Below are 14,940 nucleotides of genomic sequence, written 5' to 3'. Positions count from 1 at the left end.
TCTCGCACCAGGTCAGAAGGCCCCGTCCGTTTGGACGGGGCCTTCTGCGTGCACGGGGGAGGGCGTATGAGGGAGCCTTCTCCGCCGTCGACGGGACAGGGGGAGGTGGGGAGACCCGCGCGCCGCGCCTCGGAGGCCGCCCGCGGCGGGGAGACAGGCCAGGTAGTGTGGGACCGTGATGGAAAACCCGAAGTCAGTTCGTGTCAAGAAGACCGCAGCTCTTGCCCGCAAGAAGGAACGTCAGGAGTATGGGCGCTTCCTCGTTGAGGGCCCGCAGGCCGTACGCGAGTTGCTCGCCTACCGGCCGGGCCTCGCTGAGGTCGTCTTCGCGACGACGGGAAACGAGCCGTGGCAGCACGAGATTGATCGTCTCGCCTCAGACGGAGGGATCGAGCTCGAACGAGTCACGCGCGAGGTGCTGACGGCCATGACCGAGACGGTGTCGCCGCAGGGCGTCGTCGCCGTGGCGCAGACCTGGGAGCTGAGCCTCGAAGAAGCGTTTACTGATGCCCGCCTCGTCGTCATCATGCACGAGGTGCGGGATCCGGGCAACGCGGGTGCGGTACTCCGCGCGGCCGACGCGGCCGGTGCCGATGCCGTCGTGTTCGCCGGCGAGAGCATCGACCCGTTCCACCCGAAAGTGGTGCGCTCTACGACCGGGTCTCTGTTTCACCTGCCCGTCGTGGTCGCCCCTGATCTTGCTGCGGTCGTAGCCGCAGCGAGCGCCGCTGGCCTGACCACACTTGCCGCAGATGTGCGGGGCACCGACCTGCTTGAGGCTCGGAGCGAGGGCGTGCTTGCTGGTCCGACCGCGTGGGTGTTCGGCAACGAGGCCCGCGGGCTCACCGATACGGAGCGCGAGCTCACCGATCGGTCAGTGAAGCTTCCGATCTATGGTCAGGCGGAGTCACTGAATCTCGCGACCGCCGCAAGCGTGTTGATCTACGAGACCGCGTTCGCGCAGCGCGCGTAAGCGAAGTCAGGCGCACCTCACTCGGTTTCGCCAGCCTCTCGATCTGAGGGTCCCGTGCCCGGACGGTCGACGGACGATGCGCTGCGGCGAGCTCGCTCATTTTCGGCGCCATGCTCGAGCACGGAACGGAGCTCTGTGCGGGGCGCTTCACAGTGCGCGAGCTCCGAGCGGGCGGGGGTGCGCGGGCTCCTGGAAGGAACTCGGGAGCAGAGAGCGGGCGCAGTAGGCGCCTATCGCGGGTGGGAGCCCGGTCTGCTTGCCACACGAAACATCTGAGGCACAGGACGACTCGACCCTGTGCCTCAGATGCTGGAGAGCGAGGCTGCGGCGCTACGTGAGGAGCGTCGCGCCCAGCCCGCGCTCTGGTGTGAAACCGGGCAGTATTGCGAACACCGCGGACCCCGTGTGTGTCACCCACTCGTTGAGGAGGTCGAGTTCGTCGAGCCGCTCTTGAATCGGAACATACTGCGACAGCGGATCGCGTTGATAGCAGGCAAACAAGAGCCCGGACTCGCCTCCGTCGTCGTAGTTCACCGCTCGGCGGAAGATTCGCTCTCCGGGGTCTTCCGAGCGTGCACGTCGGATGTGTGCGTATGCCGGGACGACGGGGAGACCGAACTCGTTCGTTGCCTCATAGTCCACCGGAGTGTGCTCGGAGCCTCCTGTCAGCGGACCCCCGTCACTGAGCGTACGACCGATCGTCTGTTCTCGCCCTGGGCGATCAATCTGGTCCCAGGTATCGAGCTCCATCCGGATTCTGCGGAACACCAGCGCGGAACCACCGGCAAGCCAGCCCGGGTTTCCGTCACTCGCGGTGCCGGATCCGGTCAACCACACGAGGTCAGCGAAGTCCTCATCCTTCGGCCGGGGATTGATGGTGCCGTCGACCTGACCCATCAGGTTGCGCATCGTGGTACCGTCCGCTTCGGCCTCGCGCGCCTGGCGGAATCCCTGCTGGGTCCAGGAGTGCGTCGCAAAGCTCCGCAGATCGCGATCGAGCATGCGCGCCGCGTGCGCGAGCGGCAATGGATCGTCGGCCTGCAGCAACACCAGGAGATCGCCCCCGTCATAAGAGCCTGAAAACCGATCCCTGCTGAACTTCGGCAGCGGCGCGAGCCACTTCGGCCGCAACTCAGGATCCACCCGTTCCACGAGTGTTTGCCCCACCCCGATGGTGATTGTGAGCCGTGCCGGCCGAGCCGCGAGTTCCGGCTCTGAATCGGCGAGTGGCGCGACCCCTGAGGTGAGTCCCTCAATGTCGCCAGTCAGAATCCGAAACATGCGCGTGAGCGCGTCTCGATCCGTCTCGGGCCTCAGCGTGTATGCGACATAGCGTTGGTGCGCGGTCGGAGGAGTGGTGATCCCAGCCTGGTGGACGCCGTGGCAGGGGAGCGATTCACCCCCGAACTCGACAGCACGAGCGGTAGGGGTGTCGCGGAGCCCGGGAATCCCGAGCGCGGCACCGAACCCCAGTGCTGCGCCAAGCCCGGCTCCTGCCGCACCGCCGGTCAGCAGGGCACGTCGCCCGAAGCGCCGCGATTCGCGGGCTTCGGGCGACGCTGCGGTCGGCTGGCTATCGGGAGACACGGTCACTCATTTGAGTCACCCTCGGTCATCCCAGAGGTGTCGCTGGACCCGTCATGATCCATGCTGGACGCATCCTCGCCCATGCCCTCCATGTCCTCGTAGTTCTCTTGTGCGCCCGCATAGTCCTTCACGATCACACTCGTCTCACCCACCGATCCGTCGTCGAACGTCAGCGTGAGTTCAACTTCCTCGCCGGCCACGAGCGGCTTCGGCATGTCCATAAACATGATGTGGTTGCCGCCGGGCACGAGCTCGAAGGAGCCACCGGCTGGAATCACAAAACCGCCATCGATCTCGCGCATCGTGGCAGTCGAGCCCGAGGTGACGGTCTCATGCAACTGAATGTCCTTCGCGGCGGGGCTCGCGACGCTCACGAGGGTGAGGTCCTTCGCACCGGAGTTTGTGAGAGTGCCGAAGACTCCGGTCATCCCGTCGCCCGACTTCGCCCAGCCGTCAGTGAGTTCAAACGCCGCCGCAGCGGTCTTCGTGGACTCGGAGTTCGCCCCGGTGTCTGTGGGCGCCGGAGCCGCTGAGCAGCCGCTGAACACGAGCGCCGCCGCGAGTGCAGCGCCTGAGAGCATGGTGATGCGTGTGGCGGTGCGGCGCACCACGCTGGAACTCTGGCTCATTTGGTGTCCCCTTCAGCTGAGGTGTTTCCGTCAACATGTTCTGGAGCCGATGACTCTGCAGCACGGGCCGCGTCTGCCGCCATGCCCTGCGCTCGGCGACGGTTGGCGAAGATCGCGGCACCGACGCCGCCTGCGACGACGATGAGGCCGCCGATGGACGCCGCGATGATGCCACCAACGGGGAGGCCTGCTCCCTCATTCGCAGCAGCGTCCGCATCCGCAGTGGATCCGTGGTCATCGTGCTCCGTGCCAGCCGCGTGCTCGTGATCGCCTTCTGCGTGCTCGTGATCCGCTTCGTCCTGAGTCGATTGGGGATCCGGCTCCGTAATCGCTGCGTCCGCGACGCCGTTCGCCGGGATCTCGATTCCAAAAGCGCCGTCGATCGGGTGGCCATCACTTGAGACGACGCGCCACGCTGCCGTGTACGAGCCGGGGGCGAGATCGGCGGTCAGCGGCTGAGTCACAACGGGGCCGGCGATCTGCGGAGCACCGTCTGAGATATCGGCTCCGTCAACGCTCGTCACGACAATCTCAGTGCCGACCTCAATGATGCTGTTGCTGAAGGTGAGTTGGAACGACTCCAGCTCGGTGCCTGCATCATTCAGAATAAGATCGGTGCTGAGTAGTTCATCGTGGGCAAGCGCAGGTGCAGCGATGCCGAAGGTGGCGGCTCCCGCGAGAAGCGCGACCGCCGTAGCGCTCACGAGACTGCGGCGCCTCGAAGTAAGCGAACGGGTGTGTGATGTGTGGGTAGTGCGAGACATGGGTCTCCTCAGGTATTCCGGCGTTCGCCGGGACGATGTGCGCCCGGGATGGTGCGCATGAGTGCGCGATCCCATCCGTGGAGTACCGGGCGCGAAATGGTGTGGGGTGCGATCAGGCGCAGCGCGGCGGGCCGCGGCGGGTGATCGCGGAGGCCGTGAGGAGACGGTCACGCAGCGTGACCTCGGCGAGGACTCCGAGGGCGCGCACGGGTCGCGCAAGCGGGGCAGGCGTGCGAGATGCTCGGTCAGGAAGAACACGGCGAAGGGCATGCCGCAGCGCGAGGAACGCGCGCTCACCCCGGTGCAGCAGCCCGATGGTGGCGATGGCAGCGATCGCGTGGCCGAGCCACATGGCAGCATCGGCGGCGCCTGCGCTCGCGAGATCTGGAGAGAAGCTCTGCAGCGTGGCGAGGTGCGCTGCGTGTGGGGCCGCGGGAATGCCGGCCTGGGGCCCAGCGCCGCTCGCGAGGCCCAGGCCCGCAAACATCCAGTGGTAGAGGAACTGAGCGGCTGCGACGGCAGTGGTGAGTCGCCAGAGAGAACCGACCTTGCCGGCAAACGCGACGCACAGCGGGAGTGTGAAGATGATGGTCGCTGCTACTGAAGCCCAGGTAATCACGCCACCCGCGAGGCCGTGTGAGGCTGCCGCGAGGAGTGTTGCGACCACGGCGCCGAGCGAGCCACGCAACACCCGTTGGCCACGGCTCACCCGAGGTGTCGGGTGAGCGCGCGTTGCGGGTCGCGTGCTCAGCATGTCGACCATTCTACGGCTACCGGGTCGCTGCCGTGCACCTGGCAGCACAGCGTGCGGTCTGGGATGCTGCGCAGCGCACCGCGATCTGGGGTGAGCGCAGCGCTGTGGCCGGCGTACAGGGTAGACTCACTCCCTGTGTCAGACCTCAATCCGATCACCCAGGAAGCCGCCGACGCGGCCGTCGAGGCGGCGCTCGCAGCGTTCGCCGCAGCGGACTCCGTCGCCGCGCTGAAAACCGCCCGCACCGAGCACGCAGGAGACGGCTCCGCCATCGCGCAGCTCAACGCCAAAATGCGTGACGTCCCGAAGGACGAGAAAGCAGCAACTGGCAAGGTGATGGGCCAAGCCCGTGGCCGTGTCGAGGGCGCCTATAAGGCCCGCGAGGCGGAGCTCGCCGAACAGGAAGCAGCCGCGCGGCTCGTCGCAGAAACCGTCGACGTCACCGCGGCCCCGTCGCGCCAGCGCGCAGGGTCACGGCACCCGCTTGCCCAGTTGCAAGAAGAAGCCGCCGATATTTTCGTCGGCATGGGGTGGAGGTCGCTGAGGGGCCGGAGATCGAGCACGAGTGGTTCAACTTCGACGCGCTCGGCTTCGATCCGGATCACCCGGCACGCGCGATGCAGGACACGTTCTTCGTGGAGCCGGCCGATCGGCACCTGCTGCTGCGCACACACACGTCGCCCGTGCAGATCCGCTCGCTGCTGGAGCGCGAATTGCCCGTCTACGTCGTGGCTCCCGGCCGCGTGTACCGCACCGATGAGCTCGATGCGACGCACACCCCCGTGTTCCATCAGATTGAGGGCATCGCGATCGATCGTGGCCTGACAATGGCGCACCTGCGCGGCACGCTTGAGCACTTTGCGCGCCAGATGTTCGGTGCGGAAGCCGAGATCCGGCTGCGCCCAAACTTCTTCCCATTCACCGAGCCGTCCGCTGAGATGGACGTGTGGCAGCCGAACGCCAAGGGCGGTGCGCGCTGGGTCGAGTGGGGTGGCTGCGGCATGGTTGATCCGCGCGTGCTCGCTGCGGCCGGCATCGATCCAGAAGAATTCCAGGGCTTCGCATTTGGAATGGGGATCGAGCGCACTCTGCAGTTCCGCCACGATATCAATGACATGAGAGACATGGTCGAGGGCGACGTCCGCTTCAACCGTCAGTTCGGAGGACTGGTCTAATGCGCGTTCCACTCAGCTGGCTCGGCGAGTTTGTCGAGCTTCCCGCGGATGTCACACCCGAGCAGGTGCACGCCGATCTGGTGCGTGTCGGCTTCGAAGAAGAAGATATCCGCCGCTTTGATGTCACCGGTCCCGTCGTGGTCGGCGAGGTCCTGTCGCGCGAGCCGGAGGAGCACTCCAACGGCAAGACGATCAACTGGTGCCAGGTGCGGGTCGCGCCTGCTGGCGAGCGCGCTGCCGACGGTGGCGAAGATGTGCGCGGCATTGTGTGCGGCGCTCACAACTTCGACGCGGGCGACCGCGTGGTCGTGAGCCTGCCGGGAGCTGTGCTGCCCGGTGGGTTCGAGATCTCCGCGCGCAAGACCTACGGCCACGTTTCAGACGGCATGATCGCTTCCGCGCGTGAGCTGACGCTTGGCGAGGATCACGATGGCATCATCGTGCTGTCGCGGCTCGGGATCGACGCTGAGCCCGGCGCAGACGCAAAAGCCCTACTCGGACTTGATCAGAGCGCGGTCGAGATCAACGTGACGCCGGATCGAGGCTATGCGTTCTCCATTCGCGGCGTGGCACGCGAGGTGTCCCACTCGACCGGGGCGGCATTCACCGATCCTGCGGCCGCCGTGACTCCGGTCTCCGGCTCCGGATTCTCAGTCGTGATTGATGATCAGGCGCCGATCCGGGGTCGTGTCGGTGCCGCTGGCTTCATCGCTCGCACGGTCCGGGGGATCGATCAGTCGCGCCCGACGCCGGCGTGGATGGTGGCGCGCCTGCAGCTTGCTGGTATTCGCAGCCTGTCGCTTGAGGTCGACATCTCGAACTATGTGATGCTCGAACTCGGTCAGCCGCTGCACGCCTATGACATTTCGAAACTGAGCGGTGGCATCACGGTGCGGCGCGCGGCCGCGGGCGAGACGCTGATGACGCTCGACGGCGCTGAGCGCACGCTGAGCGTTGAGGATCTGGTGATCACCGATGAGTCCGGTGTGATCGGCCTCGCCGGCGTCATGGGCGGCGAATCGACGAAGGTCGACGACACCACCACCGATGTGCTCATCGAGGCCGCCACATTTGATCCCGTGTCGATTGCGCGTACTTCGCGCCGGCACAAGCTGCCGAGTGAGGCATCGAAGCGCTTCGAACGTGGCGTTGATCCGCTCGTGGCCCGCGCGGCGGCGCAGCGCATGGTTGACCTGCTGGTCGAGCTTGCCGGCGGCACGCCCGATGCGCTCGGCGCAGAGTTGAGTGCACCCTGGGAGGCGCCCGAGATCCGGCTGCCGCTCGCGCGCATTAACGGCCTGATGGGCGCCGACTACACCGACGCTGAAGCGCGTGCCGCGATCGAGATGATCGGGTGCACCATTGTCGAGGGAGCGGCCGGCGAGATTCGTGTCACCCCGCCGAGCTGGCGCTCGGACCTCACTCGCCCAGCGGATCTCGTTGAGGAAGTCGCGCGCGTGGTTGGCTACGACCGGATCCCCTCGGTGCTGCCTGTTGCACCGCCAGGACGCGGGCTGACCCGAGCGCAGCGGCTGCGCCGTCGCGCGGCGAACGTCGTCACTGCGGCAGGTCTCGACGAGGTGCAGAGCTACCCGTTTGTGACCCGCACACAGCTCACGGACTTCGGCGCTGGCGTCGAGGCCGTCGTGCCCGTGATCGACGGGGTGGCGCAGGGCGACGATGCACAGACCGCAGCAGTTCCGGCTGTGAAGCTCGCGAACCCGCTCGACGGAGAGGCGCCGTTCATGCGGCGCTCGCTGCTGCCGGGGCTCGTGACGGCTGCGCAGCGGAATGTGTCTCGTGGTCTCACCGATCTGTCGCTCGTGGAGTTTGGAGCCGTCTTCGTACCTGGCAACAACCTCGGCACTGAGGGGGTGCCGCCGCTGGCTGAGAAGCCGGATGCCGAGACTCTCGCGGCACTGTACGCTTCAGTTCCCGCGCAGCCGCGCCGCGCCGCTGGTCTCCTCATCGGCGATGCAATTGCGAAGCAGCCTGGGGAGCATGCCCGGGAAATTGACTGGGCTGACGCGCTCGACGCCGCGAAGATCGCGGCGGGCGCGGTGTCTGCTGATCTTGTGGTGACGCAGGGCGCGCACCGTGCGTTCCACCCTGGTCGCACCGCAGAGCTGAGCGTGCGTGTTGCTGACGGCCTTGAAGTTGTCGGTGTGGCCGGCGAGCTGCTTCCCGAGCTCAGCGCGGCATACCACTTGCCCGGTCGAGTTGCGGCGTTCGAGCTGGATCTGGATCGGCTGATCGAGCTTGCTCCTCGCGAGCCCGAAACGCACCAGTTGTCAACGTATCCCGCGGCAACACAGGATCTGACGCTCGTGGTGGCTGCCGAGGTGCCTGCCGGTGACGTGTTGGCAGTCGTGGCTGCTGGTGCGGGTGAGCTGCTCGAAAGCGCACGGATCGTCGATGACTACCGTGGTGCGGGGATCCCGGATGAGCAGAAGGCATTGACGTTTGCACTGCGCTTCCGAGCAGTGGATCGCACGCTGAAAGCGGAAGAAGCGAGCGCTGCGAAGCTCGCTGGTGTGTCCGCCGCTGAACTCGCGTTCGACGCCAAGCTGCGCGAGTAGCGTCGCTGTGACCGAGCAAGCGGCGGCGCCGGTGTCCACGCTGGCACCGGCGTTTGCCGCGCTCGGGGAGATCGGTGTGCTTGCGCGCGAGGCGTTCCCCTGCTGCGGTTCGTGCGGTGATGCGGAGATCGGGGCTGCACGAGACGACTCTCGCGTGTGGCGCGGCTACCTGTTCTTCGACACGCAGGACGCTGGCAACATCGCGTGGGACGGAGATACTCACGTCAGCTATGGGGCATTTCTGGATGCCTATGTCACCGGGGACGAGTGGGAATCACTCCCGGAGGCAGCACAAGAGTCTCGCTACGCGGAATTCGTGACGGCACTGCTGCTCGACGAAGTCTTTCCCGTGCTGGAGCGTCACGGCGTTACGGTCACCTGGAATCGCGACCTCGCCACCCGGGTGTTGCTGAGCGGTGTCGCTCTGCTGGAGCCGTAGCACCCAGGGCTCCGCTCGACTCTGAGTTCATTCGGCTTTTTCCAGGCTGAGCATCCAGCGGGCGCCGAAGCGATCGACGAGCATCCCGAACGTGTCACCCCATGGCGCCTCGGCGAAGGGCTCAACGATGGTGCCGCCCTCGGTCAGCGCGTCCCAAGCGTCGCGGATACGCTCATCGGTTCCAGAGAGCGTGATCGACACCCCTCCGAGTGACGCGTCGGGCGAGTCTGCGAGTGAGGCTGGGAGGTCAGCTGCCATGAGGGTGAGGCCGTCCTCGGTGTCGAGTTGGCCGTGCATCACTTTGTCGCCCTCGTCCGCATCGCCCATCACGCCGGGAATCGAGTCGTAGTTCATGATATTCAGCGAGCCGCCGAGCACCGACTGATAGAACTCGAGCGCTTCCCGTGCGGTGCCGTGGAAGTTGAGGTACGGGTTGAGTCGGATCGTCATCATTGCACCTATCGTCGTGCGCGAGCATTGGACGCCTGCGTCACCGCTATTCTCCGCCTTCCGCGTATTCATGTCACTGGGAAATTTCCGCTTGTGGCGATGACTTGCGCAGGCGGATACTGAGGGCAGAGCGGTCACCCGATCGCGCGGCGGCGTGCCGTCAGAAGTGGGGGAGACATCATGGATACTCAAAGTCTGGCAGCACAGCGGATTGTGCCGAACATCTGGTGCAGTGGTACGGCGGGGGACGCAGGGAGCTTCTACTCGCAGGCTCTTCCGAATACCTCATTCGAGATCGAGTCGCGCTATCCCACGACCGGGCTGCTCCCATTCCAGGAGCCGCTTGCGGGGGAACCGCTCACGGTCGCCGTGAGCGTAGGAGGGTACCGACTGACGCTCGTGAACGCGGGAGATGAGTTTCGCCCGAACCAGTCAATCTCGCTGATGCTGAACTTCGACCCCCTGAACTACTCTGGCGGAGTCCTTGCTGCGCGCGCGGAGCTCGACGCCACCTGGGAGGCGCTTGCGGACGGTGGTGAGGTGCTGATGCCGCTTGGCGAGTATCCGTTCAGCGCACGCTACGGCTGGGTCGCCGATAGGTACGGTGTGAACTGGCAGCTGATGCTCACGGACCCGGCAGGAGACCCGCGTCCGTTCGTGATTCCCTCGCTGTTGTTTGGCGCGGGCGTGCAGAACCGGGCAGCCGAGGCGATCGACTTCTATGTGAGCGTCTTCTCGAACGCCGCGGCGGGGATGCGCGCACCCTACGGTGAGTCAACGGGTCCGGCCTCGGCTGATGCGCTCATGTTTGGCGAGTTCCGGATCGGGGAACAGTGGTTCGCAGCGATGGACTCTGGCGTGGAGCAACAGGAGTCGTTCAGCTGCGGTGTCTCGCTCGAAGTGAAGTGTGAGGATCAGGAGGAGATCGACCGGCTGTGGGAGGCGCTCTCGGCGGTACCGGAAGCAGAACAGTGCGGCTGGCTGGCAGACAAATTTGGGGTGAGCTGGCAAATCGTGCCGGAGAACATGGGAGAGCTGATGGAGCGGCCCGACGCCTTTCCGCACATGCTGCAGATGAAGAAGCTGATCATCGCCGAGATCTAAGCCCTGCAGTGGGAGCGCCGAGGCGACAGGGAAAGGCGTAGCGTATACACTCAGTGCAGAAATATGCAGACCGCTTGCTCCTAAATGCGATTATGTATACGCTGGGGGTGTCTGAGAGGGGATCCCATGCGAGCGAGTGATCGCGCCTACCGCGCTATCGTTGAGGAGATCCAGAGCGGAGAGCTCGCCCCTGGCGCCGTGATCGGCGAGGTTGAACAGTCCGCGCGCCTCGGTGTCAGCAGGACCCCGATGCGCGAGGCGATCGCCCGGCTCGTCGCAGACGGCCTCGTGCGGCAGCAGTCCGCCCGCGTCCTCGTCGTCGCGGGCTTCGACGCCGCCGATATCCGCGCCCTGTTCGAGACCCGCCGCGCCCTCGAAGAAACTGCGGCACGCCTTGCCGCCGCCCGCGGCAATCGCGCGCGGTTCGCCGCGCTCGCCGCAGACTTCCGTGCCGCCCGCCCAGAGGCAAACAACAGTGCGGCCGATGACTACTACGCGCTGATTGCCCGCTTCGACGAGGCGCTCGATACCGCTGTCGACAATGCCTACCTCACTCAAGCGTTGCGCCCCATCCGGGCCCACCTCGCCCGCGCCAGGCGCATCGCACGCGACAACGCGGATCGCTTGCGCGCGTCTGTCACCGAGCACGCGCTCATTGCCGACGCGATCGCTCGTGGCGACGCGGAGCTCGCCGCCCACGCCACCCACGTGCACCTGCACCACGCCCTCGCTGCGATTCTGAGTTCGATCGCCGCTTCGCCCGTTTCGGAAGGACCAGCATGACCACCACCCACCACGTCCGTGTGTACCGGAGTGACGAAGAGCTGCCCCGCACCGAACAGCTCGCCTGGAAGATCGCGGAGGTCGCCGTCGATCCCGTCGCTGTCGATGCTGACGTGGCTGACATGATCATCAACCGAGTGATCGATAACGCCGCTGTCGCCGCAGCATCACTCACTCGTGCCCCCATCATCGCTGCCAGGGCGCAAGCGCTCGCGCACCCCGTTTCCACTGGCGGATCAGGCGCGAGTATCTTCGGCATCGACGGCACCGCCGACGCCAGCGCGCGCACCAGTCCCGAGTGGGCCGCCTGGGCCAACGGCGTTGCCGTGCGCGAGCTCGACTACCATGACACCTTCCTCGCGGCCGAGTACTCCCACCCCGGTGACAATATTCCGCCGATCCTCGCGGTCGCCCAGCACGTTGGCAAGGATGGCGCCGCCCTCGTGCGTGGCATCGCCACGGGCTACGAGATCCAAATGGATTTGGTGCGCTCGATCTGCCTGCACGCGCACAAGATCGACCACGTCGCGCACATCGGCCCCTCCGCCGCCGCAGGGATCGGGACGCTGCTCGGCCTCGACGCCGAGACGATTTACCAGGCGGTCGGCCAGGGCCTGCACACCACGACCGCAACCCGCCAGAGCCGCAAGGGAGAGATCTCGACATGGAAAGCGCACGCCCCGGCTTTCGCGGGCAAGATGGCGATCGAAGCGGTGGATCGGGCGATGCGCGGCCAGACCTCGCCGAGCCCCATCTACGAGGGTGAAGACGGCGTGATCGCCTGGCTGCTCGACGGCCCGAACGCCTCCTACGACGTGCCGCTGCCAGTCGCGGGCGAGCCGAAGCGCGCAATCCTCGACAGCTACACGAAAGAGCACTCGGCCGAGTACCAGGCGCAGGCGTGGATCGACCTCGCCCGGAAGCTGCACGGTGAACGCCCCGAGCTCGCCGATCCCGCGAACATCGCGCGGATCGTGCTCCATACGAGCCACCACACCCACTTCGTGATCGGATCGGGTGCGAACGATCCGCAGAAGTATGACCCGACCGCCTCACGCGAGACGCTCGATCACTCGATCCCGTACATCTTCGCCGTTGCGCTGCAGGACGGGGGCTGGCACCACGTCGACTCCTATGCCCCAGCGCGGGCTGGCCGCGCGGACACTGTCGCGCTGTGGCAGAAGATCACGACCGCGGAGGACGCCGAGTGGACGCGGCGCTACCACTCTGAGGATCCTGCCGAGAAGGCGTTTGGTGGTCGCGTGGAGATCGAGCTGACCGACGGCACCACAGTCGTCGACGAGATCGCTGTGGCCGATGCGCACCCGCTGGGCGCCAGGCCGTTCGCCCGCGAGAACTACATCACCAAGTTCCGGATCCTGGCCGAGCCGGTGCTCGCCCCAGAAGAGATCGACCGCTTCCTTGAGCTCGTGCAGCGGCTGCCAGAGCTCACTATCGCGGAGGTGCGTGAACTCAACATCGTTGCACGACCTGGCCTCCTCGATCTCGCGGCGGCGCCGAAAGGACTGTTCTAATGCTGTACGCCACAACCACTCCCGCTGAGAAGCGTCGAATCTTCCGTGAGCGGCTCGCAACCGGCGAACTGCTCCGGTTCCCAGGCGCTTTCAACCCGCTCTCCGCCCGGCTGATCGAGCGCAAAGGCTTCGAGGGGGTCTACATCTCGGGTGCCGTGCTGTCTGCAGACCTCGGGTTGCCCGATATTGGGCTCACCACGCTCACCGAGGTCGCCGGCCGCGCGCAGCAGATTGCGCGGATGACTGAGCTGCCTGCGATCGTGGACGCCGACACCGGCTTCGGTGAACCGATGAACGTGGCCCGCACGATTCAGACCCTCGAAGACGCAGGGCTCGCTGGCGCCCATATCGAGGATCAGATCAACCCGAAGCGCTGCGGCCACCTGGACGGGAAGGCCGTCGTTGACGAGGGGACAGCGATCAAGCGGATCCGCGCGGCTGTCGATGCGCGCCGTGATGAGAACTTCCTGATCATGGCGCGCACTGATATCCGCGCGACGGAGCAGGGCGAAGCAGGTCTCCGGCTCGCGACAGACCGCGCGAAAGCGCTCGTCGACGCCGGCGCGGACGCGATCTTCCCCGAGGCGATGCGCACGCTCGCCGAGTTCGAGGCGATGCGCGCAGCAGTCGACGTTCCGATCCTCGCGAACATGACCGAGTTCGGCAAGAGCGAGCTGTTCTCGTCGCAGCAGCTCGCGGACATCGGCGTGAACATCGTGATCTGGCCAGTGTCGATGCTCCGGATCGCGATGGGGGCCACCGGGCGCGCACTCGACACGCTGAACGAGGAGGGCCACCTCACCGGCAAGCTCGACGAGATGCAGCACCGCGCCGATCTCTATGATCTCATCGATTACGAGGAGTACAGTCACTTCGACTCGAACATCTTTACCTTCGAAGTGGAGCGCTAGCCACTTTTTGGGATCCGGATCCGGGCGCGACTGTGGCGCTGTGCCGCGACGGGAGCTCGTGCCGCAGCTCCGGGATCCGGATCCACCGACCGACCTGCACCACGCCGCAAAGGAGCGCAAATGTCTGACACTGCAATCATGAAGGGTCTCGCCGGAGTTGTCGCCGACGAGACGGCGATCTCAAAGGTCAACCCGGAGTCCAATAGCCTGCTGTATCGCGGCTATCCGGTGCAGGAACTCGCGGCGACACAGTCGTTCGAGGCCGTCGCCTATCTGCTGTGGTACGGAGAACTGCCGACGCCTTCGCAGCGAGCGGAGTTCGAGCAGCTGGAGCGGTCCCTCCGGCCGCTCGATGCGCGCACCACAGCGCTGCTCGACACGATGCCGGTCGATGCGCATCCGATGGATCTGGTGCGCACTGCAGTGAGCCAGCTCGGCACTTTCGATGGCACGCTGCACCGGCCTGGCGGGTGGACGAATCGCGAGTTGGATCTGGGCCGTGCCGCATACCTGTTCGCGCAGCTTCCCACGATCGTGGCTGCCGTGCAGCGCCGCCGCCGCGGGCAAGACCCGATTCCGCCGCGCGAGGATCTCGATTACTCCAGCAACTTCCTCTGGATGACGTTTGGGGAGCTACCATCGGAGGCCGCGGTCGACGTGTTCCGAGTGTCGCTCGTGCTGTACGCCGAGCACTCGTTCAACGCCTCGACATTCACGGCGCGCGTGATTGCCTCCACCACGTCGGATCTGTACTCGGCGGTGGTTGGCGCAATTGGCGCGCTGAAGGGGCCGCTGCACGGCGGAGCCAACGAAGCCGTGATGCACATCTTCGAGGAGGTCGGCACCGCTGACAACGTGGTGCCGTGGCTGGAGCGGGCGCTCACCGAGAAGCGGAAAATCATGGGCTTCGGTCACCGGGTGTACAAACACGGCGACTCGCGGGTGCCGACGATGCACGCAGCACTGAACGTGCTCCTCGAAGAGAGCGGACGGACGGATCTCGCGTCGCTCTACGAGACGCTTGAAAAAGAGTTTGTAGCGCGCAAGGGGATCTACCCGAATCTCGACTATCCCTCTGGCCCGGCGTACCACCTGCTCGGCTTCGACACTGAGATCTTCACCCCGCTCTTCGTGGCAGCGCGGGTCACCGGCTGGACTGCGCACATCATGGAGCAGGCCGCGGCGAACGCGTTGATCCGGCCACTGTCCGCCTACAACGGGGTCGATGAGCGCCAGGTGCCTGGCGCGCGGTAGCGT

At 65.9% G+C, this 14,940-nt stretch carries 13 protein-coding genes and 1 pseudogene; 9 read left to right on the top strand and 5 right to left on the bottom strand.

Translation table 11 applies throughout. The features are described 5' to 3' along the window. The first annotated feature begins 175 nt into the window (after window positions 1–175). Window positions 176–973 carry a TrmH family RNA methyltransferase gene (locus tag K1X41_RS03795; protein ID WP_132204909.1) on the top strand — a complete coding sequence of 266 codons (798 nt, stop codon included), beginning with the start codon at window positions 176–178 and terminating at the stop codon, window positions 971–973. A 330-nt stretch (window positions 974–1,303) separates the two neighbouring features. On the opposite strand, the gene K1X41_RS03790 is transcribed toward K1X41_RS03795, so the two are convergent. The 4 genes from K1X41_RS03790 to K1X41_RS03775 all read right to left on the bottom strand — a co-directional run bounded on the left by K1X41_RS03790 (window position 1,304) and on the right by K1X41_RS03775 (window position 4,707). Further along, window positions 1,304–2,560 (bottom strand): Dyp-type peroxidase, encoded by a 1,257-nt coding sequence (locus K1X41_RS03790; protein WP_220175355.1) that lies wholly within the window; start codon window positions 2,558–2,560, stop codon window positions 1,304–1,306. Window positions 2,561–2,562: 2 nt separating this feature from the next. After that, window positions 2,563–3,189, bottom strand: a complete 627-nt coding sequence (locus K1X41_RS03785; RefSeq protein ID WP_258566637.1) for a copper chaperone PCu(A)C — start codon at window positions 3,187–3,189, stop codon at window positions 2,563–2,565. After that, the gene (locus tag K1X41_RS03780; protein WP_220175354.1) at window positions 3,186–3,953 is read right to left on the bottom strand and encodes a copper resistance CopC family protein; all 768 of its coding nucleotides are present in this window, start codon (window positions 3,951–3,953) and stop codon (window positions 3,186–3,188) included. The genes K1X41_RS03785 and K1X41_RS03780 overlap by 4 nt, the downstream gene beginning before the upstream one ends. 112 nt (window positions 3,954–4,065) lie before the next feature. Then, window positions 4,066–4,707: a hypothetical protein gene (locus K1X41_RS03775; protein ID WP_220175353.1), complete on the bottom strand. Its 642-nt coding sequence runs from the start codon at window positions 4,705–4,707 to the stop codon at window positions 4,066–4,068. A gap of 135 nt (window positions 4,708–4,842) precedes the next feature. Here K1X41_RS03775 and pheS point away from each other — a divergent pair. From pheS to K1X41_RS03760, 3 genes and pseudogenes are all read left to right on the top strand, one after another. After that, window positions 4,843–5,882: pseudogene (gene pheS / locus K1X41_RS03770) on the top strand (phenylalanine--tRNA ligase subunit alpha). Next, entirely contained in the window at window positions 5,882–8,461 is a 2,580-nt protein-coding gene (gene pheT, locus K1X41_RS03765; RefSeq protein ID WP_220175352.1) for a phenylalanine--tRNA ligase subunit beta, read from the top strand. Before pheS ends, pheT begins: the two are co-directional and overlap by 1 nt. 7 nt (window positions 8,462–8,468) lie before the next feature. Continuing rightward, window positions 8,469–8,900, top strand: coding sequence for a DUF6891 domain-containing protein (locus K1X41_RS03760; protein WP_220175351.1), 432 nt, complete (start codon window positions 8,469–8,471; stop codon window positions 8,898–8,900). A 27-nt stretch (window positions 8,901–8,927) separates the two neighbouring features. Here the strand turns inward: K1X41_RS03760 and K1X41_RS03755 are convergent, their stop codons facing one another. Beyond that, window positions 8,928–9,353 carry a VOC family protein gene (locus tag K1X41_RS03755; protein ID WP_309478067.1) on the bottom strand — a complete coding sequence of 142 codons (426 nt, stop codon included), beginning with the start codon at window positions 9,351–9,353 and terminating at the stop codon, window positions 8,928–8,930. A 177-nt stretch (window positions 9,354–9,530) separates the two neighbouring features. Here K1X41_RS03755 and K1X41_RS03750 point away from each other — a divergent pair, with 177 nt between their 5' ends. The 5 genes from K1X41_RS03750 (at window position 9,531) to K1X41_RS03730 (ending at window position 14,937) form a co-directional block, all read left to right on the top strand. After that, complete coding sequence (locus K1X41_RS03750) at window positions 9,531–10,454, top strand: VOC family protein (protein WP_220175350.1); 924 nt, start codon at window positions 9,531–9,533, stop codon at window positions 10,452–10,454. 126 nt (window positions 10,455–10,580) lie between these two features. Next, window positions 10,581–11,237: a GntR family transcriptional regulator gene (locus K1X41_RS03745; RefSeq protein WP_132204923.1), complete on the top strand. Its 657-nt coding sequence runs from the start codon at window positions 10,581–10,583 to the stop codon at window positions 11,235–11,237. Then, window positions 11,234–12,772: an MmgE/PrpD family protein gene (locus tag K1X41_RS03740; protein ID WP_220175349.1), complete on the top strand. Its 1,539-nt coding sequence runs from the start codon at window positions 11,234–11,236 to the stop codon at window positions 12,770–12,772. Before K1X41_RS03745 ends, K1X41_RS03740 begins: the two co-directional genes overlap by 4 nt. After that, window positions 12,772–13,683: a methylisocitrate lyase gene (gene prpB, locus K1X41_RS03735; protein WP_133616174.1), complete on the top strand. Its 912-nt coding sequence runs from the start codon at window positions 12,772–12,774 to the stop codon at window positions 13,681–13,683. The genes K1X41_RS03740 and prpB overlap by 1 nt, the downstream gene beginning before the upstream one ends. 120 nt (window positions 13,684–13,803) lie before the next feature. After that, a complete protein-coding gene (locus K1X41_RS03730; RefSeq protein ID WP_220175348.1) occupies window positions 13,804–14,937 on the top strand; it encodes a bifunctional 2-methylcitrate synthase/citrate synthase in 1,134 nt (377 codons plus the stop codon). Window positions 14,938–14,940: the final 3 nt, after the last annotated feature.

This window comes from Leucobacter luti, assembly GCF_019464495.1.
Classification (GTDB): domain Bacteria; phylum Actinomycetota; class Actinomycetes; order Actinomycetales; family Microbacteriaceae; genus Leucobacter; species Leucobacter luti_A.
Note: the sequence above shows the minus strand (reverse complement) of the source record. Positions and strands in the feature narration are given on the sequence as shown.